Source organism: Rossellomorea vietnamensis NBRC 101237, assembly GCF_001591825.1.
GTDB lineage: Bacteria > Bacillota > Bacilli > Bacillales > Bacillaceae_B > Rossellomorea > Rossellomorea vietnamensis.
Genome location: NZ_BCVQ01000008.1, coordinates 58,408 through 79,943 on the forward strand (window position 1 = coordinate 58,408; position 21,536 = coordinate 79,943).

17 protein-coding genes are annotated in these 21,536 nt (G+C 46.1%); 16 read left to right on the top strand and 1 reads right to left on the bottom strand.

Annotated features, from left to right (window positions below):
* Positions 1-13 precede the first annotated feature (13 nt).
* From BVI01S_RS06520 to BVI01S_RS06575, 12 genes are all read left to right on the top strand, one after another.
* Positions 14-997 (top strand): alpha-ketoacid dehydrogenase subunit beta, encoded by a 984-nt coding sequence (locus BVI01S_RS06520; RefSeq protein ID WP_034758078.1) that lies wholly within the window; start codon positions 14-16, stop codon positions 995-997.
* Positions 998-1,042: 45 nt separating this feature from the next.
* Positions 1,043-2,356 carry a dihydrolipoamide acetyltransferase family protein gene (locus tag BVI01S_RS06525; RefSeq protein WP_034758081.1) on the top strand — a complete coding sequence of 438 codons (1,314 nt, stop codon included), beginning with the start codon at positions 1,043-1,045 and terminating at the stop codon, positions 2,354-2,356.
* Positions 2,357-2,868: 512 nt separating this feature from the next.
* Positions 2,869-7,221, top strand: a complete 4,353-nt coding sequence (locus BVI01S_RS06530; protein WP_061809687.1) for a S8 family serine peptidase — start codon at positions 2,869-2,871, stop codon at positions 7,219-7,221.
* A gap of 207 nt (positions 7,222-7,428) precedes the next feature.
* A complete protein-coding gene (locus BVI01S_RS06535; protein WP_061809688.1) occupies positions 7,429-9,222 on the top strand; it encodes a methylmalonyl-CoA mutase family protein in 1,794 nt (597 codons plus the stop codon).
* Positions 9,209-11,365 carry a methylmalonyl-CoA mutase gene (gene scpA / locus BVI01S_RS06540; protein ID WP_082804683.1) on the top strand — a complete coding sequence of 719 codons (2,157 nt, stop codon included), beginning with the start codon at positions 9,209-9,211 and terminating at the stop codon, positions 11,363-11,365. The genes BVI01S_RS06535 and scpA overlap by 14 nt, the downstream gene beginning before the upstream one ends.
* A complete protein-coding gene (gene meaB, locus BVI01S_RS06545) occupies positions 11,365-12,414 on the top strand; it encodes a methylmalonyl Co-A mutase-associated GTPase MeaB (RefSeq protein ID WP_061809689.1) in 1,050 nt (349 codons plus the stop codon). Before scpA ends, meaB begins: the two co-directional genes overlap by 1 nt.
* 105 nt (positions 12,415-12,519) lie before the next feature.
* Positions 12,520-12,957 carry a BrxA/BrxB family bacilliredoxin gene (locus tag BVI01S_RS06550; RefSeq protein ID WP_034758093.1) on the top strand — a complete coding sequence of 146 codons (438 nt, stop codon included), beginning with the start codon at positions 12,520-12,522 and terminating at the stop codon, positions 12,955-12,957.
* 512 nt (positions 12,958-13,469) lie between these two features.
* Positions 13,470-14,246 (top strand): transporter substrate-binding domain-containing protein, encoded by a 777-nt coding sequence (locus BVI01S_RS06555; RefSeq protein ID WP_061809690.1) that lies wholly within the window; start codon positions 13,470-13,472, stop codon positions 14,244-14,246.
* A gap of 76 nt (positions 14,247-14,322) precedes the next feature.
* Complete coding sequence (locus tag BVI01S_RS06560; protein WP_034758098.1) at positions 14,323-14,982, top strand: amino acid ABC transporter permease; 660 nt, start codon at positions 14,323-14,325, stop codon at positions 14,980-14,982.
* The gene (locus BVI01S_RS06565; protein WP_034758100.1) at positions 14,975-15,691 is read left to right on the top strand and encodes an amino acid ABC transporter ATP-binding protein; all 717 of its coding nucleotides are present in this window, start codon (positions 14,975-14,977) and stop codon (positions 15,689-15,691) included. Before BVI01S_RS06560 ends, BVI01S_RS06565 begins: the two co-directional genes overlap by 8 nt.
* A 105-nt stretch (positions 15,692-15,796) precedes the next feature.
* On the top strand, positions 15,797-16,774 hold the full coding sequence (locus BVI01S_RS06570) for an aromatic acid exporter family protein (RefSeq protein WP_061809691.1): 978 nt from the start codon (positions 15,797-15,799) through the stop codon (positions 16,772-16,774).
* Between the two features lie 20 nt (positions 16,775-16,794).
* Positions 16,795-17,295 (top strand): L,D-transpeptidase, encoded by a 501-nt coding sequence (locus BVI01S_RS06575; RefSeq protein ID WP_061809692.1) that lies wholly within the window; start codon positions 16,795-16,797, stop codon positions 17,293-17,295.
* A 53-nt stretch (positions 17,296-17,348) separates the two neighbouring features.
* Here the strand turns inward: BVI01S_RS06575 and prli42 are convergent, their stop codons facing one another.
* Positions 17,349-17,444, bottom strand: a complete 96-nt coding sequence (gene prli42, locus BVI01S_RS22505; protein ID WP_156029987.1) for a stressosome-associated protein Prli42 — start codon at positions 17,442-17,444, stop codon at positions 17,349-17,351.
* A 188-nt stretch (positions 17,445-17,632) separates the two neighbouring features.
* Here prli42 and mce point away from each other — a divergent pair, with 188 nt between their 5' ends.
* The 4 genes from mce to BVI01S_RS06595 all read left to right on the top strand — a co-directional run bounded on the left by mce (position 17,633) and on the right by BVI01S_RS06595 (position 21,528).
* On the top strand, positions 17,633-18,046 hold the full coding sequence (gene mce, locus BVI01S_RS06580; protein ID WP_034758111.1) for a methylmalonyl-CoA epimerase: 414 nt from the start codon (positions 17,633-17,635) through the stop codon (positions 18,044-18,046).
* Between the two features lie 5 nt (positions 18,047-18,051).
* Positions 18,052-19,599: an acyl-CoA carboxylase subunit beta gene (locus BVI01S_RS06585; protein WP_034758114.1), complete on the top strand. Its 1,548-nt coding sequence runs from the start codon at positions 18,052-18,054 to the stop codon at positions 19,597-19,599.
* Positions 19,600-19,675: 76 nt separating this feature from the next.
* Positions 19,676-20,800, top strand: a complete 1,125-nt coding sequence (locus BVI01S_RS06590) for a tripeptidase T (RefSeq protein WP_061809693.1) — start codon at positions 19,676-19,678, stop codon at positions 20,798-20,800.
* Positions 20,801-21,057: 257 nt separating this feature from the next.
* Positions 21,058-21,528 carry a chemotaxis protein CheW gene (locus tag BVI01S_RS06595; protein WP_034758120.1) on the top strand — a complete coding sequence of 157 codons (471 nt, stop codon included), beginning with the start codon at positions 21,058-21,060 and terminating at the stop codon, positions 21,526-21,528.
* The last annotated feature ends 8 nt before the right edge of the window (positions 21,529-21,536 follow it).

Sequence of the window (21,536 nt, forward strand, 5' to 3'; positions counted from 1 at the left end):
GGGGAATTCAATCATGCCAGTAATTTCATACATTGATGCCGTAACCATGGCAATAAGAGAAGAAATGGAACGTGATGAGAAAGTTTTCGTTCTTGGAGAAGACGTAGGGAAAAAAGGTGGAGTATTTAAAGCGACTCACGGCCTGTATGACCAATTTGGTGAGGACCGTGTCATTGATACGCCACTTGCGGAATCAGCCATTGCAGGGGTTGGGATCGGAGCTGCCATGTATGGTATGAGACCAATCGCAGAAATGCAGTTCGCTGATTTTATCATGCCTGCTGTAAACCAGATCATCTCTGAAGCGGCAAAAATCCGCTACCGTTCAAATAATGATTGGAGCTGTCCGATGGTCATTCGTGCACCTTACGGCGGTGGAGTGCACGGAGCGCTTTATCACTCGCAATCCGTTGAAGCCGTCTTTGCCAATCAACCGGGGTTGAAAATCGTGATGCCTTCCACTCCATATGATGTGAAAGGCTTATTGAAAGCGGCCATCCGTGACGAAGATCCGGTATTATTCTTTGAACATAAACGAGCTTATCGTCTGATCAAGGGTGAAGTGCCTGAGGATGATTACACGCTACCGATCGGAAAAGCCGACGTGAAGCGTGAAGGAGAAGACATCACAGTCATCACTTACGGCTTATGTGTTCACTTTGCCCTTCAAGCGGCTGAAAAACTTGCCCAGGACGGAATTGAAGCACATATCCTGGATTTGCGTACCATTTATCCATTAGATAAAGAAGCGATCATTGAAGCAGCGTCTAAAACAGGTAAAGTACTTCTAGTGACAGAAGACAATAAAGAAGGAAGCATCATGGGTGAAGTTTCTGCGATCATCGCTGAAAATTGCTTGTTCGAGCTTGATGCCCCGGTAAAACGCCTTGCAGGTCCAGACGTTCCTGCTATGCCGTATGCACCGACAATGGAAAAATACTTTATGATCAATCCTGATAAAGTAGAAAAAGCAATGCGAGAACTTGCAGAATTTTAATCTCATCCAGACCAATTAAACCAAAGCAGTAGGGAGGGTTCCTCATTGGGTATTGAAAATATGAAAATGCCTCAGCTAGGGGAAAGTGTTACAGAAGGTACAATTAGTAAATGGTTGGTGTCACCCGGTGATACCGTAAATAAATATGATCCAATTGCAGAAGTTCAAACAGATAAAGTGAATGCAGAAGTGCCATCTTCCTTCACGGGTACCATTAAAGAATTGATTGCCGAAGAAGGGGACACCCTTGAAGTCGGGGAAATCATTTGCTCCATCGAAATCGAAGGTGGAGGCACTGCCCCTGCTGAAGAAGCTCCGAAAGAAGAACCAAAAGAGGAAGCGAAGGGATCGGCTCCTGCTAAGCCTAAGGCTCCAACGAGAGATAGCGGAAATAAAGCCAGGTATTCTCCAGCCGTACTAAAGCTTTCCCAAGAGCACGATATTGATTTGAATCAAGTAGAAGGCACCGGAAACGGCGGCCGGATCACCCGTAAAGATTTAAAGAAAATCATCGAATCAGGCTCAATTCCGAAAGCGGGAGATGCACCTGCACCTAAGAATGAAGCTCAGGCTCCACAACAAGCGCCGGTAAAAGAATCCGCACCAGTACAACCGGCTAAACAACAAGCACCTGCAGCAAATGTTCCTGTCGTCCCTGGTGATATCGAGATCCCGGTTTCTGGCATACGCAAAGCGATTGCCTCCAACATGGTCCGCAGTAAACACGAAGCGCCTCATGCCTGGACGATGATGGAAGTGGATGTAACCAACCTGGTTGACTACAGAAATTCACTTAAGACAGAATTCAAACAGCGTGAAGGGTTCAACCTGACATTCTTCGCATTTTTCGTGAAAGCTGTCGCCCAGGCTCTTAAAGAGTACCCACAAATCAATTCCATGTGGGCTGGAGACAAGATTGTTCAGAAGAAGGACATTAATCTTTCCATTGCAGTAGCTACGGATGATGCACTTTATGTTCCTGTCATCAAGAATGCTGACGAAAAAACAATCAAAGGGATCGCAAGAGAAATCACCGAGCTTGCAGGAAAAGTCCGCAGCGGTAAGTTGACCTCCCAGGATATGCAGGGCGGAACATTTACGGTGAATAATACAGGGTCATTTGGCTCGGTACAATCGATGGGTATCATCAATTATCCACAGGCCGCGATCCTACAAGTAGAATCGATCGTGAAACGTCCTGTTGTCATGAACAATGGAATGATTGCCGTTCGTGATATGGTGAATCTCTGTATGTCACTTGATCACCGCGTACTTGACGGTTTGGTATGCGGAAGATTCCTTCAGCGCGTGAAAGAAATCTTAGAAAACACTTCGAAAGAAAATACATCTGTATATTAATACTGATAAGGACTGACCCTGGGTGGTTGGTCCTTATTTTTTTATGCAGTTAGATAGAATGACTTATAAAAAAAGTTTGTAACAGGAAAATCCCGGGAAAAACAGCCGGAATATTACTGGAAGAATATTCTAGTGAAACATTGTAGGTCACTACCTGGGTCATAATTCCGATGCCTCATTCCGGGAATTCTCCCTATGAAACTTCTCGCTCATTTTTTCTTCCCTTTACTTATAAAAAGAGGCATAACCTCCACTTTCATCCTACTAAATTTGAAGATTACCCTGGAATATTCTTGAAGTTATATTATAAGAGTGACTTTATCCTTATGAAAAAATCGGGATTCGTGACTTTTCAATCAATTACTGAATTTTCAGATTTATTTCGACAGCAACTTACAACATTTTACATCCGCACTTGGTTATCTTTGGTTTAACACCTACTATTTTCCAAAGTTGGTGTTCGAAGGAGGTGACGGGTGGTTAGATTTATAAAAAGACTGGGAGGGAATTAGATGTCAGGAAGAAAACGTAAGGCAAGATGGTTATCCATTGTACTCACCTTAGTCATGTTTGTCCCCTTGATGTTTCCATTCAATGCAGGGGCGGCAAAAACCTCACAAGCGGCTCTATCGAAAGAAAAGCCATCCACATCAGCCAATGAGTCGGCAAAAGTAAGTCCACAATCAAAAATCACAACAACCTTACAGGAACAATTTAAGAAAAAGGAACAGGTCACATACTTAGTGAAATTCAAGGATCAGGTAGATACGGAAGCTGTATCTAAAAAGGCGGCTGAAACAGCGAAAAAGCAGAAACTGTCTGCTAATAATAAGAAATTGTTAAAACGGAATATGGTCGTCTCAGAGCTTCGTGCTAAAGCCCTTGAATCTCAGGCAGAAGTGAAGAAATACTTAGCGAAAGAGAAGAAGTCAGGTGCAGTGAAGGAAATCAAAGACTTCTATGTTGTAAACGGAATGGCCGTTACAAGTACGAAGAAAGTCATGGAGAAGATTTCAACCTTTGCTGAAGTGGAGAAAATCCTGCCGAATGAAACGAGACAAATTATCCAGCCGGCAAAGGCAAAAGCTTCTTCATCCGCAGTGTTGGATAAAGAAGCCCCAAAAACCCCGGCATCGATCGAGTGGAATATCGATCGGGTAGGAGCACCGGCGGTCTGGGAAATGGGGATCGATGGGGCAGGAACCGTCATCGCCTCCATTGACACGGGGGTACAGTGGGATCACCCGGCATTAAAAGAAAAATATAGAGGGTATGACCCTCAGAATCCGGATTCACCGGACAACGAATTCAACTGGTTTGATGCAACTGCAGGACAAAGTGCGCCATATGACGATCAGGGCCATGGAACACATACTGTCGGTACTATGGTCGGGTCTGAGCCCGATGGCAGCAATCAAATCGGTGTAGCGCCGGGTGCCAAGTGGATCGCGGTCAAAGCGTTCACCGCCGATGGTGGAACCGATGTAGACTTACTGGAAGCGGGAGAATGGATTCTGGCACCTAAAGATGCTGAAGGAAATCCACATCCTGAAATGGCTCCAGATGTCGTCAACAATTCTTGGGGCGGCGGAGCAGGACTTGATGAATGGTACCGGGATATGGTAAGTGCGTGGAGAGCGGCAGAAATATTCCCTGAATTCTCTGCGGGGAATACAACACTATTCAATCCGGGAGGACCGGGATCGATTGCCAATCCGGCTAACTACCCTGAGTCATTTGCAACAGGTGCTACGGATATCAACAATCAATTGGGAAGCTTCTCATTACAGGGACCTTCTCCTTATGAGGAAATCAAGCCTGAGATTGCCGCACCGGGAGTAAATATCCGCTCTTCCGTTCCAGGTGGCAATTATGAAGGAGGCTGGAATGGAACATCGATGGCTGGTCCACACGTAACGGCAGTCGCTGCCCTGTTACGACAAGTGGATGCAAGCTTAACAGTGGATGAAATCGAAGAAATCCTTATGTCGACCGCTGTTCCGTTAACAGACGGAACATTCCCGGAATCTCCAAATAATGGGTATGGGCACGGCTTGGTCAATGCGTTTGATGCAGTATCCTCCGTTATGAGCGGAATCGGTAAAGTAAAAGGACAGGTTTCAAAAGAAGGCGATGACACGGAAGCTCCTGTCATCAGTCATGACGCACCACAAGAAGCATTTAAAGAAATGAATCTGCCATTACAAGCAGAGGCAAGTGATAATGTCAGCGTGACGAATGTAACTCTGAATTATCAAAATCAGGACGGTGAATGGGTAGAAGTTGAAGCAAGCAGAACGTCAGGCGACTACACATCAGGAACGTATGAGGTGGTCATCCCGGGTGAGGATCTCACAGGAGACCAGGTCACGTACAAGTGGGTTGCTGTGGACTTCGGTGGAAATGAAGTCGAATCTGATACGTACACTGTAAACTTATTACCGGGTATCACTGTTGGATATGAGCAGGACTTTGAAACAGATCCGACTGGTTGGACATCCTACGGTCCAGGGAACAGCTGGGAGTGGGGCGTACCGGCAAGCGGTCCGGGAAATGCTTCTTCAGGAGAAAAAGCATATGCCACCAACTTAGACGGAACGTATGACAACAGCGCGAATATGTCACTTCAGATGCCTCCGATCGATTTACCTGAAGGGGAGAGCTTCTTACAATTCAAACAGTGGCACGAACTGGAGCGCAACTATGACTACGGTCATGTGTTTGTATCCACTGATGGTGAAGAGTGGACACAGGCACTTCGCGTGAATGGAAATACCGACGGATGGGTAGACGGAGAAGTGGATCTGAGTCAGTATGCAGGTCAACGAGTATACATCGCCTTCAACGTTACCTCTGATGGAAGTGTGACGAAACAAGGCTGGTACCTTGATGATGTGAAGCTTAGCTCGGAATCAAATCTTCCAGCAAAGAAAATGAATCTTGGTTTGAAATCGAAGGATGAAAAATCATCTTCTGTCTCGAAAAAACCAAGTGTAAATCCATCTAAGATCACATTGAAAAATGACGTGAAGAAAGATGATAAGACGGATGCATCAGGTCCGGCACCTGTCCTTCTTCCGCTACAAGCAGAGGTAAGTGTATTGGAAACTGGCCGTTCTGTTTATACAAATCCTGCAGATGGATCATATGAAATGACTCATGCAGCGGGTGAATTCACATTGCAGGCGTCCACGTACGGTTACAGATCTGAAACACAAAGTGTGACGATTGAAGCCGATCAAACATCAACTGCCAACTTCACCCTTGAAGAAATCCCTCAAGGGAATGTTACAGGGACCGTCACGAACGAAGTCACGGGAGAACCGGTTGAAGGAGCAACGGTCTTCGTGCTTGAAGATGCCGTAGTAGAGCCGGTTGAAACAAATGCCAGTGGAGAATATGAATTAGAAGTTTACGAAGGCGATTACACCCTGAAAGTGGTTGCGCCTTACTACTATAGTAAGGAAATGAGCGTCTCTGTGGAAGGCGGGGAAGTCACAACCGCCGATGTATCCTTAGAACCATTCATCGGGTATCCTGGTGAAATCGGGTACGATGATGGAACAGCAGAAAATGCTCGTGCATTCTATGATGCTGGAAACGGCTGGGCCGTCAAGATGTCCCTTGAAGAAGGAAATGATACGGCACTTGTGACGGGTGGACTATTCCGCTTCTGGGATACTGAATGGCCAGTACCAGGAGGAACTGAATTCCAGGTTGCTGTATATGATGCAACTGGACCTGACGGGGCACCTGGTAAGAAAATCGCCGGTCCATTCGATGGTACCGCGTTGCGTAACGGAGAATGGACGCATGTAGATCTCAGTGAGCACGGCATCATGGTCGAAGGAGACTTCTACATGGTATATATCCAGTCTGCACCAAATCCGAATGCGCCTGGACTTGGGACAGATGAAGATGGTGAATATGCCGCAAGAAGCTGGCAGTTTGTCGGTGGAGCCTGGTCACAGGCACCTGAAGACGAGGGGAACTACATGATTCGCGCAACTGTGAATTATGAAGTGACCGCACCGGTCATCACTTCACCGAAGGATGGATCATTTACCAATAAAGATTCCGTAACGGTTGAAGGGACTTCTGCCCCGACTACGACCGTCCATCTCTTTAATGGAGAAGAGGAAGTAGCGACAGCCGACACAGGTGATGATGGAACATTCTCAGCCGATGTTTCACTGCATGAAGGTGAAAATGTATTAACTGCCAAGGCAGCGACGGAACAGGGCATGACGGGTCCATCGGATTCGGTGACGGTAACACTTGATCAAGTGAAGCCGGAACTCGCCATCACCTCACCGGAGGATGGCATGAAAACCAATCGTGAAGCAATCACGGTTAAAGGAACCATCGCGGATGAAAATCTTGCATGGGTGAAGGTGAACGGTGAGAAAGCATCTGTCAAAGACGGAGAGTTCAGTCATAGAATTCTTCTCAATGAAGGAGAGAATGCCATCCAAGTAGTAGCGAAAGATAAAGCAGGAAACAAAAAGAAACAAAAGGTAACGGTCTTTGCGAAATTTGGTGACATTGAGATCGAGAATCTTCTTCCTGCAGAAGATAAAGAATTGAAGAAGGGCGAATCCGTCAAGATTGAATTTGACAGTGAGCCTGGATTGGATGCGACATTTGTCATTCAAATGCCTCTGACAAATGCCAGATCCCAAGTGACAAACGCCACTGAACTTCCAATGATGGAAACATCCGAAGGTCATTATGAAGGTTACTATACGGCTACTTCGAATGTGAAGGCGCCGGGAGCCGTGATTGAAGTGAAAGTTTCCGATGATTATGGGAATGTCACGACGAAGCGTGCTGAAGGTAAATTGTATATCAATTCAAAAAAATAAGCATAAAGGGGAGAAGAGTTGGGACGTCCAACTCTTCTTCTTTTTTATACTCATTTTCAAGAGAGATTGATGAAAGGAGTTTTATATACTAAAATAGTATTAGTATAAACATTTTGAATTTTCAAAGGGGATGCTTGCTTATTCAGGAGAATCTTAGTGAAAAATTATGTAAACGATTACAAAATAGTTTACGAAAAGAGGGGAACTATGAAGCTAAGTGATATGAAAAGCCAATCATTCAGTCGTCATACACTGTCACAATGGGAGGAAGCGGCTGAAAAAGCGTTAAAGGGGAAGGGAATAAGCTCCTTACATACAAGCACATATGAAAATATTGATCTTAAACCATTATTTATAGCGGAGGACACACCTCAACATGATAGGGTGAAAGATTATATCCCGACTATCGATGACAAATTGATACGCACTCATAAATGGTACATCGCCCAACCCGTCAAAAGGAAATCCTGGGGAGAACTCTCAGAAGCCGTGAGGGATGCGTTGTCCCGTGGGCAAAACTGTCTGTCGTTCTCCATTGGGGACTTGGATAAGGCTCGTGGCCTGGACTCATTCATGAACGGCCTGGGAGAGTGTGATTATCCTATTTTTTCGATTGATAAGGATACGTCCATGGCCCTGCATGGAAAGAAGGATCTTCCCGAGAGTAATGGGATGACAGGGGTTGTCGGTTACGATCCCATTTCTGAGGAAGAATGGTCCGATGAAAGCAGATTGGAAAGGTGGCTGAATGAAGTCGAAGGTTCTGGTATGGAGCTTACAGGGATTAAGAGCCTTATTGTTAATTCAGCTCCCTATCATAACAAAGGAGCCAGTGGGACACAGGAACTTGCTTATGCACTGAGTGAAGGTGTCGCTTATTTGGAGGCTGTTCAGGATAGAGGATGGGAAATCGAGAAGGCTGCAGAGACCCTGCACTTCCATTTTTCAATAGGCAGTCATTTCTTTATGGAGATTGCTAAAATCAGGGCATTCAAGAAATTGTGGCAGGCCGTATTGACCAATTACGGCATGAGTGAACAAACACTGGTAAAATCCATCAGCATCAGTGCAGAGACGTCCCGATTCAACAAGTCGGCCCTCGATGTTCATGTCAACATTCTCCGTGGGGGTGGGGAAGCATTCTCCGCGATCCTTGCAGGGGTCGATTATCTTGTCGTGTCCCCGTTCAATGAGGTTAGCGGCGATGTGACTCCCCTCGCTGAAAGGATTGCCCGAAACACTCAACTTATCCTGGGAGAAGAAGCTCATTTGAATAAGGTCCTGGACCCAGGCGGCGGTTCTTATTATGTGGAATGGCTTTCAGATGAAGTAGGAAAGCATGCATGGAAGGAATTCCAGCAGGTGGATAAAGAGGGGGGGATCCTTGCCCTCCTCGCGAATGGATCGATCGATGAGAAGATAAGAGTAGTAAGGGACGCCCGCATCCGGGATCTAGCCACCCGGAAGAACTCCATGATCGGGACGAACATCTATGCAAATCTGGAAGAGACCCTTCCGATTTCTCGGGCCGCGGGAGAACGTCTCTCTCTTCCTTTTGAGAGATTAAGAGAGCGGGCACAAAAACTCGGAAATAATCCCACTGCGGGCCTGATCGGGTTAGGCGAATTGAAAACGTATAAGCCCCGTGCAGATTTTGTAAAAGGATTTTTAGCGACGGGCGGTATTCAGGCGCATCAAAGTACGGATTGCTTCTCCAAGGAAGATATCCTGCAATTCGTGGAAGAAACCCGGTATCCGTACTATGTGGTGTGCGGAAAGGACGAAGAATATCTCGATAAACTTTCAATGATCACGGAAGCCGTCCGTCACGTTGATTCTTCCATTGTGATCGACCTGGCGGGCAGGATTCCTGATGAAAACAGAAGTGAATGGATCCTGAAGGGACTGTGCGGGTCCATCTACAACAAACAAAACATACTGATAAAACTGGATGAACTATTAGCCATCTGGGAGGAGGGGAAAGACAATGACGAAGCCTGATTGGCAACAAATCGACCCGTATTCAACAAATGGTGCAGCAGAGGAGATCCCCCTTACCGGCACACCATACGAAACAAATGAAAAAATCGATATAAAACCTTTATATACTAGAATAGACTCGGAACATATTTCTCATGGAGAAGATTTACCTGGTCTCGCACCTTACACAAGGGGGCCGTACCCGACGATGTATGTGAATCGTCCTTGGACGGTCAGGCAGTATGCGGGGTTTTCTACCGCTGAAGAAAGCAATGCATTTTATAGAAGGAATTTAAGTATGGGGCAGAAGGGTTTGTCGGTGGCATTTGATTTGGCGACTCACCGCGGGTATGACTCGGATCACCCAAGGGTTGTAGGGGATGTAGGGAAAGCAGGCGTCGCCATCGATTCCATCCTGGATATGAAGATATTGTTCGACGGGATCCCCCTTGATCAGATGTCCGTTTCCATGACGATGAACGGGGCAGTCCTGCCCATCCTTGCTTTTTATATCGTGACGGCTGAAGAGCAGGGTGTGTCGAAGGAGAAGCTTTCCGGTACGATCCAAAACGATATCTTAAAGGAATACATGGTGAGAAATACGTACATCTATCCTCCTGAAACGTCCATGAACATCATTGCGGATATCTTTGAGTATACTTCCAAACATATGCCGAAATTCAACAGTATCAGTATTTCCGGTTATCATATGCAAGAAGCCGGTGCACCCGCTGATATCGAGCTCGCCTATACACTGGCGGACGGCCTCGAGTATGTCAGGACCGGCCTCCAGGCAGGGATCGATATCGATTCCTTCGCACCGAGGCTGTCATTCTTCTGGGCGATCGGGATGAATTACTTCATGGAAGTGGCCAAGATGAGGGCGGCGAGGAGGATCTGGGCGAAAATGATGAAAACATTTAACCCCCAAAATCCAAAATCGATGGCGCTCAGGACCCATTCCCAAACATCCGGTTGGAGCTTGACGGAGCAGGATCCTTATAATAATGTCATCCGTACGTTACTCGAAGCCCATGCAGCTGCAATGGGCCACACGCAGTCGCTCCATACCAATGCCCTTGACGAAGCGATCGCACTCCCGACAGACTTTTCGGCGCGTATCGCACGCAACACCCAGTTGTATCTTCAAGAAGAAACGGGCATAACGAAAGTGATCGACCCATGGGCAGGTTCCCATTATGTCGAGACACTGACTCATCAGCTGATGGAAAAGGCATGGGAGCATATTGAAGAAATCGAAGAGCTCGGAGGCATGACGAAAGCAATCGAAACAGGCCTGCCGAAGATGCGCATCGAGGAAGCCGCTGCAAGAAGGCAGGCGATGATCGATTCAGGGGACGAGTCCATCATCGGAGTGAATAAATACCGTCTGGATAAGGAAGATCCGATTGAAACACTGGACATCGACAATACGGTGGTCAGACAGAAGCAAATTGAACGAATCCAAAAATTGAAGGAAGAACGAAATGAAGAGAAAGTGGTTGAAACTCTGGAAGCTTTGACGCGAACGGCAGAAACAGGCGAAGGGAACCTTCTTGAAAAAGCCGTGGATGCTGCAAGGGCACGTGCCACGTTAGGGGAAATCTCCGATGCGATTGAAAAAGTATCGGGCAGGCATAAAGCGACGATCCGGAGTATAAGCGGGGTGTACAGCTCGAATTTTTCAAATGAACAGGAAATCAATATCGTGAAAGAGATGACGGAAGAATTTTTGGAGAATGAAGGAAGAAGGCCTCGAATTCTCATCGCCAAGATGGGGCAGGACGGTCATGACAGGGGGGCGAAAGTGATCAGTACGGCATTTGCCGATCTTGGATTCGATGTGGATATCGGACCGTTGTTCCAGACCCCTGAAGAGACGGCTCTGCAGGCCGTTGAAAATGATGTACATGTCATTGGGGTCAGTTCATTGGCCGCAGGTCATAAAACGCTTCTGCCTCAATTAGTGGCGGAACTGAAGAAACTGGGAAGGGAAGACATCCTTGTCGTCATCGGCGGGGTGATTCCAGCGGGTGACTATGACTTCCTTCTATCCAACGGGGCATCTGCCGTCTTTGGCCCTGGAACGATCATTCCGGTAGCCGCACAAAAAGTGATCAAAGAAATTTATGAAGTGCTCGGCTATGAGGAAGTGGCTGAATAATGACGGAGTATCAGCCGGAACGAAAGAAGCGGTTTGTGAAAAAGAAAAAGGATCCCCTTTCGATCAGTGACTTAAAGGCCGAGGTCCTGAACGGGGACCGGAGTCACTTAGCGAAAGCCATCACGTTGATCGAGAGCAATGCAGAAGAGCATTATGCGTTGGGACAGGAGCTGCTGCAAGAACTCCTCCCCCATACCGGTAATAGTTTCCGGATCGGGATCACGGGAGTTCCGGGAGCCGGGAAAAGTACGTTTATCGAACAATTCGGGGAAATGTTATGTGAAGAGGGTCTGCGTGTAGCCGTCCTTGCCATAGACCCGAGTTCCTCCATTTCAGGTGGCAGTATTTTAGGCGATAAAACTAGGATGGAGCAGTTGTCGAAGAATCCACGTGCCTTTGTCCGTCCCTCCCCAACGGCAGGGACGCTGGGCGGTGTGCACAGGAAAACCAATGAGACCCTCCTTTTATGCGAGGCCGCAGGGTATGACCTCATCATCATAGAGACCGTGGGTGTCGGGCAGAGTGAAGTCATGGTCAGACAGATGGTCGATTTCTTCCTGCTCCTCGTCATCACCGGAGCAGGAGATGAGCTTCAGGGGATGAAAAAAGGGATCATGGAGCTTGCCGACGTGCTGATCGTTAATAAAGCCGATGGAGAGAATAAGCCCCTCGCCGAGAAGACGAGGAGGGAGCTCAATCAAATCCTTCACTTTCTTGTTCCTGCCACAAAAGGCTGGAGTTCAAAGGCTTATACCTGTTCGGCATTGAAAAATGAGGGATTGAAGGAACTATGGGATGTGGTCCGACAATTCGAAGAGCAGACAAAAGAACAGGGTGTTTTCGAAGAAAGAAGGCTTGTCCAAAAGCAGGAATGGTTCCATACGATGCTGAGAGAAAGGATACTATCGGACTTTTTCTTTCATAAAACGATCAAGTCATCCCTCCCCGCTATGGAAGGTCGGGTGAAAGAAGGGGAGTTTACGACTTCCCAGGCAGTGGAAGATTTGCTGAATCAATACAAAGAAGCCTTACTTCATGAGAATAGGTAATTTTGATTGAAAGATAGGGTTTGAAATTGTTATGATAGGGGTATATCAGATCCCTTTGTAATTTGTGAGATATGATTAAGTCAGCGATTAAAGGAGAGTTCAAGCATGGATATAGATTTCAATTTATTTATGAACGACGTTGTCCGCCAGGCCCGTCAAGAAATCGAGACAGCAGGGTATACCCAATTGACAACTGAAGAAGAAGTGGATCAGGCTTTTTCTAAAGAAGGTACAACACTTGTCATGGTCAACTCGGTTTGTGGATGTGCAGGAGGGATCGCCCGTCCCGCAGCCGCTCATTCCATTCACTTCGATAAGCGTCCGGATCAATTGGTCACGGTTTTCGCCGGTCAGGATAAAGAAGCGACTGCGAAAGCACGCAGCTACTTCACGGGTTATCCGCCATCTTCACCGTCATTCGCCCTATTGAAAGACGGAAAGCTCCTGACGATGGTTGAAAGACACGAGATCGAAGGACATGATCCAATGTCCGTTGTGAACAAACTTCAATCGTACTTTGATGAGTATTGCGAAGAGGTATAAAAAATTTCGTCAAGTTTCTCACTTTGAGAGTGAGAGGCTTGACGTTTTTTTATTTCTGGGACGATATTCCTTATTTTGTAAAAAGACGCAATTCCTATTGGAAAAGACGCAATAAATGGAAAAACGACGCAATGAATTCAATAATGACGCAATCACCTCCAGAAATGACGCAATCACAGCAACAGGCATGACATTCACCTCCTTTTCATGTCAGAGAACGCTCGTCCAGACCTCCATAACCCTCATTGAATCACTTCTTTTCTATTTGATTCATACTCCAGGAACCAGATTATGATGTATATATGCATATATTATGCATAAAACGTACCAACCTCTACCGTTCATCCAACTGAAACTGCTATTAATAACACATAAATTTTCAGAAAATATAATCATTTATGCAATATTTATAAAAAGTATTGCATAAATATTGAACTCTGCTACAATACGAATATAGTAATTAATATACATTATATATTATATTTATACAAAACAACTCAGGAGGAATCACAATGAAAAAGCTATTATCTCTCGTATTCGTATTAATCCTTTCTACTACTCTGGCCGCATGCGGCTCAGGAGAAGACAAGCCTGCTTCGGGGGAATCCAAGAAGCTGATCATGGGGACGTCGGCCGATTATAAACCGTTTGAATATGTCGACACGGCCAACAGCGACAAAATCATCGGGTATGACATCGATCTTGCCAATATGCTTGCAGATGAAATGGGTTATGAAATCGAAATCAAGGATATGGAATTCAGCGGATTGATCTCCGCCCTGAAAACCGGACAGGTGGATTTCGTCCTTTCTGCCATGACGCCAACGCCGGAACGACAGAAGAATGTTGACTTCAGTGATGTCTACTACACCGCTAAAGATATGATCATCTCGACTAAGAAAAGCGACATCCAGAGTGAAAAGGACCTCGACGGGAAAACGGTGGGAGTACAATTAGGCTCGATCCAACAAGATGCGGCAGAAGAACTTTCAAAATCCATCAAGCTGAAAGTGGACACCCGTGATCGTATTCCTGAACTGATCCAGGATCTTCAAAATGGACGCTTTGACGCCATCATCATCGAAAATACAGTGGCAAACGGATATTTGGACAAAAATGAAGAGCTTCAAGGAAATACGATGAATGTAAATGAAGAAGAGGCAGGTTCTGCGGTTGCCCTTCCAAAGGACAGCGAGCTGACAGGTGAATTCAATGACGCATTGAAGAAGCTTAAAGACAGTGGAGAACTGGATAAACTCGCTGAAAAATGGTTTGACGGAGAACAGTAGATTGATGAAGGGCTAACCTCTAATCCGGTTAGCCCTTCCTATTACATGCCACATTACAACGTTGGAGGGGACCATTATGCCACTAGATTTTGAACAACTGATTCCTTCGATCCCCTTTATTTTGGAAGGATTGAAGGTAACACTTAAAATTGTCGCGCTAGCAGGGGTGCTCGGATTCCTATTCGGTATTCTTCTTGCCCTTTGTAAAATTAGTTCCATCAAACCTTTGACTCTGCTTGCGGATCTTTATACATCCATATTCAGGGGAACTCCCCTTGTCCTTCAGTTGATGATCATCTTCTACGGATCGCCTCAGCTTTTCGGGACACAGATCGAACCTTATTACGCAGCGATCCTCGCTTTTTCCCTTAATTCGGCTGCCTATATATCTGAAATCATCCGTGCGGGAATCAATGCAGTGGACAAAGGGCAAACGGAAGCCGCGATGGCGCTTGGAGTGCCTTACCGATTGATGATGAAAGACGTGATCCTGCCTCAGGCGATCAAGAATATCCTCCCTGCGCTGATGAATGAATTCATCACGCTCACCAAGGAATCCGCCATCGTCACGGTGATCGGTGCTGCAGATGTGATGAGGCGTTCATACATGGTTGGAAGTGACTTGTATTCCTTCTTTGAACCGCTTTTATTCGCAGGACTGATCTATTATGTGCTCGTTATGATTCTGACTTTACTAGGGAAAGTGCTGGAAGGGAGACTGCGTGGAAATGATTAAAGGCGAACAGATTACCAAGTCGTTTGGAAAGCTTCAGGTTTTAAAGGGAATCGACTTCTCGGTTGAGAAGGGGGAAGTCGTCGCATTGATCGGTCCATCAGGTTCAGGGAAATCCACTTTATTACGGTGTTTGAATCACCTGGAAGAACCGACATCGGGATCGATTTACTTTGAAGGAGCCCATGTGAAGGGGAAAGCCATCCACAAGGTAAGACAGGACATCGGCATGGTGTTTCAGCATTTTCACCTCTTTCCCCATATGACCGCATTGGAAAATGTCATTTACGCCCCAATGAAAGTGAAGGGCATGAACAAAACGGAAGCTGCGAAATTAGGGACGGACCTCCTGACAAAAGTCGGTCTGAAAGAAAAGTGCAATGAATACCCGAACCGTTTATCAGGCGGACAGAAGCAGCGTGTGGCCATTGCAAGGGCGCTTGCCATGGAACCGAAAGTCATGTTATTCGATGAACCGACGTCTGCCCTGGATCCCGAAATGGTGAAAGAAGTTCTGGATGTCATGAAATCACTCGCTCACACAGGGATGACGATGATCATCGTGACCCATGAAATGGGCTTTGCTAGAGAGGTTGCGGACAGGATCCTCTTCATGGATGATGGAAAGATCATTGAAGAGGGAGAACCCCAGGCCTTTTTCTCGAACCCGCAAAGTGACAGGGGAAAAGGATTCCTTGAGAAAATATTATAGAGATGAAGGATTAACGGCATCATTCGTTAATCCTTCTTTTTATGTTCAACCCTGTTTATGGTATTCTAGAGTAGCTAAAAAATGAAGTAGTTAGGAGTAAGATGAATGTTTCGAATCGGATATCGGACACTTAAGACAGGAGTCGGGACCGCGGCTGCCATCAGCATCGCCCAGTGGTTCCACCTGGATAACTTCGTATCAGCCGGGATATTGACGATCCTGTGCATTCAGAATACGAAGAAGAAATCGGTGAATGCATCATGGAGCCGTTTTCTGGCATGTGTGATTGCCATGGTATTTTCTGCCGCCTTTTTCGAATTTATCGCCTATCATCCGGCGGTCATCGGTTTGCTGCTTCTTGTGTTCATTCCCATCACCGTTACCTTGAACATCAAAGAGGGGATCGTCACAAGCTCCGTCATCATCCTGCATGTATACTCAGCCGGTCATGTCACCCTTGGCCTTTTTGAAAATGAGCTTGGAATCATCGTGATTGGGATCGGGATTGCCCTCTTGATGAACCTGTATATGCCGAGCGTCGATAAAAAGATGATCGAGTATCAGGAAAAAATCGAAGCGAATTTTTATAAGGTTTTCTGTGAAATGATCAACTATTTAAAGACAAATGATAGCGATTGGGACGGCAGGGAGATCACGGAAACGGAGCAGCTTCTCAAAGAGGCGAAGACGATCGCCTTTAAAGATGTAGAAAACCATTTTTTAAGAGATGAGAACTTATACTATTTATATTTCAAAATGAGGGAGAAACAATTTGAAATCCTTCAGCGCATCCTGCCGATTGCGACAAATATTTCATTAACAGTGGAGCAGGGTCATCGCATCGCAGATTTCCTGGAAGAACTGAGCGATCATATCCATCCAGGGAATACGGCGCTCTTTTACTTGAAAAAACTGTACGATATGAAAGTGGAGTTCGAGCAAATGGAGCTGCCGAAAACGAGGGAAGAGTTTGAAACACGTGCCGCGCTTTATCAATTTGTTCAGGAAATGGAACAGTATCTTCTCTTGAAAAGCTCGTTCAAAGGAATAAAAAAGGAGGAAAGTGAAGCAAACTACACCTAAAACATGAAGAAGGTGATAGGATGCGCTTACTTCTTGCCATCATATTGTTCGCTTCTCCCATATGGCCACTCGGGAGGAACCCGATACCGGGAGATCCGTTTATCATCGTGAACAAGGAAAACAATCAATTGGCGTATATTGACGACGGGAAAATACAGGCTACCTTTCCCGTCGCCACAGGAAAAACGGCTGAGCTCACCCCTGAAGGTTTATTTAATGTTACGGTGAAAGCCAAGGACCCCTACTATCGTAAGAAGAACATCCCTGGCGGGGACCCGAGAAACCCCCTCGGAACACGTTGGATCGGATTCGATGCAGAAGGGACGGATGGCCGGATATACGGTATCCACGGGACGAACCGGCCATCGAGCATAGGGAGATACATCTCCAATGGATGCATCCGGATGCAGAATAAGAATGTTGAATATCTGTTTGACAAAGCACCCGTCGGCACCAAGGTACTCGTCGTGAAAACGAAGAAGAGCTTCAATCAGTTGGGGAAAGAATACGGGGCGATATAAAAAGGAGCTGCTGATCGATGGATTCGAAAAGCAGCTCCTTTTTGTTACTATTTTTATAATAAGAATGACAGTCCTGCCATGATCGTGGATGCAATCATCGCAAACAGCATCACAAATACAATGATCTTTTGCATTTTTTTATTACCCATCGTATCGCTCCATTCTTCCAATTAAACGTAGAATCATTTTCATCTCTATTTTAACGTGAATAATGAAAGAAGACAACCATCCCAATAAAAGAAAACGCTTTAATTATTCGTCTCTATAGGAGGAAATTCGACAACAAGTATGGAATACTATATGGGTGGAGCATGCAAACAACAGGGGGATGATAGGGATGAAAAAGGTAGATCATATCGGAATAGCAGTTTCATCAATAGACAATGTTCTCGCATTTTATGAAGATACTCTCGGTCTTCCACTATTGAAGATCGAAGAAGTTGAGAATCAAGGTGTCAAGGTAGCATTCATGGATGGCGGAAATCTTAAGCTCGAGTTACTGGAGCCACTACATAAAGAAAGCCCGATTGCGGCATTCATAGAAAAAAAGGGTGAAGGGATTCACCATATAGCCTTCGGTGTAGAAGGAATTGAGGAGCGCATCAAAGAGCTCCAGACCAAAGGGATACGGATGATCAACGAAACGCCGAAACCTGGTGCCGGCGGGGCCTCCGTCGCCTTCATGCATCCGAAATCAGCCCACGGCGTTTTATACGAGCTTTGTGATAAATCCAACATCAAAGGGGAGTAACCACAATGGATATTTATGAAAAAATCAATGAATTGTACGACCGCAGAAGAGAAGTGGAACTTGGCGGCGGAGATGAAAAAATAGACAAGCAGCATGAAAAAGGAAAACTGACAGCAAGGGAGCGGATCGATATTCTGGTTGACCCGGGGAGCTTTGTGGAGTTGAACCCGTTTATCGAGCACAGATGCACAGACTTTGGACTTGAAGGGGTACAGGGACCTGGTGACGGGGTCGTGACAGGGTACGGAAAGGTGAACGGGAAACCGATTTACTTATTCTCCCAGGATTTCACGGTGTTCGGCGGTGCGCTTGGAGAAATGCACGCGAAGAAGATCTCCCATGTGATGGATCTTGCCGTGAAGAATGGTGCTCCGTTCATCGGATTGAATGATTCAGGCGGGGCCAGGATTCAGGAAGGGGTCGTTTCTTTAGATGGCTATGGGCATATCTTCTATCGAAACGCCGTCTATTCAGGCGTGATTCCGCAAATATCCGTCATCATGGGCCCTTGTGCCGGTGGGGCGGTTTACTCCCCTGCCATCACGGATTTTGTCTTTATGGTGGATGAGACGAGCCAAATGTTCATCACAGGACCTAAAGTCATTGAAACCGTGACGGGGGAAAAAATAAGCTCAGAGGATCTCGGTGGGGCAAAGGTTCATAACTCCATCAGCGGAAATGCCCATTTCAGGGGGAAAACGGAAGAAGAGGTGTTACAAGAGGTTCGAAGATTATTAACATACCTGCCTCAAAACAATGAAGAGAAGCCCCCTCGCCTCGATGCGGATGAAGAAGATGATTACCGTGCCAACTTAACGGACCTGATTCCATTTGATGCGATTCGTCCATACGACGTACGGACTGTCATCAATGAAATCGTCGATGAAGGAAGCTTTGTGGAGGTTCAGAAGGAATTCGCCAAAAACATCGTTGTGGGGCTGGCCCGCATAAAAGGCGAAGTCGTCGGACTTGTATGCAATCAGCCAAAGTTCATGGCGGGTGGCCTTGATATCGATTCTTCCGACAAAGCGTCCCGTTTCATCAGGTTCTGTGATTCATTCAATATTCCTCTCATTACGTTCGAGGATGTTACGGGATTCTTCCCTGGGATCAAGCAGGAGCATGGAGGGATCATCCGTCATGGTGCCAAGATTCTATATGCATATTCTGAAGCGACAGTCCCTAAAATGACTGTGATCCTAAGGAAAGCGTATGGCGGGGCGTATGTGGCCCTGAACAGTAAATCGATCGGTGCGGATCTCGTATTTGCCTGGCCGAATGCGGAGATCGCCGTCATGGGGCCACAAGGCGCAGCGAACATCATTTTTGCCAGGGAAATTGCATCGAGCGATAACCCTGAAGAGCTAAGGGAACAGAAGATTGAAGAATATCGTGAAAAGTTCGCGAATCCATACGTCGCCGCGTCCCGTGGGATGGTGGATGATGTTATCGATCCCCGTGAAACCCGGATCAAATTGATTCAAGGACTGGAAATGATGAGAAACAAACGGGAAGAACGTCCGAAGAAAAAACATGGGAATATCCCATTGTAAAAGGTGTACCATTTGTTGAACCCGGCTATTCACGCTATACTATAGGAGTGAATACATATTTGTGGAGGTCTACTAAATGATTAATGAAGAGCGTTTATTAAATGAATTCCTGGAATTGGTCCAGATCGATTCTGAAACGAAAGAAGAAGCGGAAATCGCGAAAGTATTAACAAAGAAATTCTCCGACCTTGGAGTGGAGGTATTCGAAGACGACACGATGGGGGAAACGGGCCACGGTGCCGGCAACCTGATCTGTACATTAAAAGGGAATAAAGATGGAGTGGATACCATTTATTTCACTTCCCATATGGATACCGTGGTCCCTGCCAAAGGGGTAAAGCCTACTCTTAAGGAAGATGGTTACATTTATTCCGATGGGACAACCATACTCGGAGCCGATGACAAAGCCGGTCTTGCCACTATGCTTGAATCCGTGCGCGTTCTTAAAGAAAACAATATTTCTCACGGTGACATACAGTTTATCATCACGGTAGGGGAAGAGTCAGGTCTCGTTGGGGCAAAAGCCCTGGATTCCTCTCTTGTCAAAGCGAAATACGGTTTCGCCCTTGATAGTGATGGAAAAGTAGGAAACATCATCGTAGCAGCACCGACACAGGCTAAAGTGAAGGCGACGATTTACGGAAAAACGGCACACGCAGGCGTAGCTCCTGAAAAAGGCGTTTCTGCCATCACGATTGCAGCGAAAGCCATCTCTAAAATGCCACTTGGCCGTATCGATGAAGAAACGACTGCGAACATCGGCCGCTTTGAAGGTGGAAAAGCAACGAATATCGTATGCGAACAAGCCGATATCCTTGCTGAAGCCCGTTCCCTGGTTCCTGAAAAAATGGAAGCACAGGTAGAAAAAATGAAAGCTGCCTTCACTTCCGTTGCCGAAGAAATGGGCGTGAGAGCGGAAGTCGAAGTTCAAGTCATGTACCCAGGCTTCAAGTTCAAAGACGGTGATGAAGTAGTGGAAGTGGCAAAACGTGCGGCGAAGAAAATCGGACGCCCGAGCGAGCTGCTCACAAGCGGAGGCGGAAGCGACGCCAACGTCATCGCCGGATTCGGAGTACCGACTGTAAACCTTGCAGTAGGATACGAAGAAATCCATACCAAAAGCGAAAGAATGCCTGTAGAAGAACTAAACAAACTCTCTGAAATGGTCATAGCCATCATCAAAGAAGTGGCTGGGGAATAGAAAAGCGGAGGGGCTTTGCCAGAGGCGACAAGCATAAGGTGAACCGACCGGAAAGGCGTTCTTTGCCTTTTTGGTCGGTTTAACTTATGACCCGAGCCTCTAAGCCCCGTAGCTGGACAATAGAAAAGCGGAATGTCCACGTGCAAAGGGTTATCTTTTGCACGTGGACTTTTTTCTTCCTTCAAATCTGCGCCCAATTGTAAAATATGGTACATTAGTAGTATACATATCAGATATGCGAGAGGGGACGTTATACATTGCCGAAAGTAGTTGTATTTCATGCCGGAAAAGAAGAATATGCTCTGCCGATTGAGAACGTAGTATCCATTGAAAAGGTGGAGGAGATCAGGGCGATCCCTCACTTACCCCCATTTGTCCTGGGACTTGTAAAGGTCAGGGGAGAGCTGATTCCGGTCCTTGATTTAGGAAATATCCTGTATCATACCCCTGCGATTGCTGAAAGAGGAATGTTTCTCCTCGTCGTCCAGACGAAAACGATGCAAGTCGGTCTGGTCGTGATGGAAGCAAAGGAAATCATCGAAGTGCCGGATGAATCGATTACAAACGTCGGTTTACTTGCTTATTCGAAAACAACCTATTTTTCAGGCATCATCAATCTTGAAGATTCCCTTCTGACCCAAATTGATCCCGATGTTTTAGTGGAAAGCTTAGAAGGTATAAAAGAAATAAAGGATTACGTAAACGAGCAAAAAACACATCAAAACTAGACAAAGAA

What these genes read in the sequence shown, in the direction of transcription:
- BVI01S_RS06575 (WP_061809692.1), top strand. Translation starts at nt 16,795, where the DNA reads ATGCGCTTACTTCTTGCCATCATATTGTTCGCTTCTCCCATATGGCCA.
- BVI01S_RS06585 (WP_034758114.1), top strand. Translation starts at nt 18,052, where the DNA reads ATGGATATTTATGAAAAAATCAATGAATTGTACGACCGCAGAAGAGAA.
- mce (WP_034758111.1), top strand. Translation starts at nt 17,633, where the DNA reads ATGAAAAAGGTAGATCATATCGGAATAGCAGTTTCATCAATAGACAAT.
- prli42 (WP_156029987.1), bottom strand. Translation starts at nt 17,444, where the DNA reads ATGGGTAATAAAAAAATGCAAAAGATCATTGTATTTGTGATGCTGTTT.
- scpA (WP_082804683.1), top strand. Translation starts at nt 9,209, where the DNA reads ATGACGAAGCCTGATTGGCAACAAATCGACCCGTATTCAACAAATGGT.
- BVI01S_RS06530 (WP_061809687.1), top strand. Translation starts at nt 2,869, where the DNA reads ATGTCAGGAAGAAAACGTAAGGCAAGATGGTTATCCATTGTACTCACC.
- BVI01S_RS06590 (WP_061809693.1), top strand. Translation starts at nt 19,676, where the DNA reads ATGATTAATGAAGAGCGTTTATTAAATGAATTCCTGGAATTGGTCCAG.
- BVI01S_RS06550 (WP_034758093.1), top strand. Translation starts at nt 12,520, where the DNA reads ATGGATATAGATTTCAATTTATTTATGAACGACGTTGTCCGCCAGGCC.
- meaB (WP_061809689.1), top strand. Translation starts at nt 11,365, where the DNA reads ATGACGGAGTATCAGCCGGAACGAAAGAAGCGGTTTGTGAAAAAGAAA.
- BVI01S_RS06555 (WP_061809690.1), top strand. Translation starts at nt 13,470, where the DNA reads ATGAAAAAGCTATTATCTCTCGTATTCGTATTAATCCTTTCTACTACT.
- BVI01S_RS06520 (WP_034758078.1), top strand. Translation starts at nt 14, where the DNA reads ATGCCAGTAATTTCATACATTGATGCCGTAACCATGGCAATAAGAGAA.
- BVI01S_RS06565 (WP_034758100.1), top strand. Translation starts at nt 14,975, where the DNA reads ATGATTAAAGGCGAACAGATTACCAAGTCGTTTGGAAAGCTTCAGGTT.
- BVI01S_RS06570 (WP_061809691.1), top strand. Translation starts at nt 15,797, where the DNA reads ATGTTTCGAATCGGATATCGGACACTTAAGACAGGAGTCGGGACCGCG.
- BVI01S_RS06535 (WP_061809688.1), top strand. Translation starts at nt 7,429, where the DNA reads ATGAAGCTAAGTGATATGAAAAGCCAATCATTCAGTCGTCATACACTG.
- BVI01S_RS06560 (WP_034758098.1), top strand. Translation starts at nt 14,323, where the DNA reads ATGCCACTAGATTTTGAACAACTGATTCCTTCGATCCCCTTTATTTTG.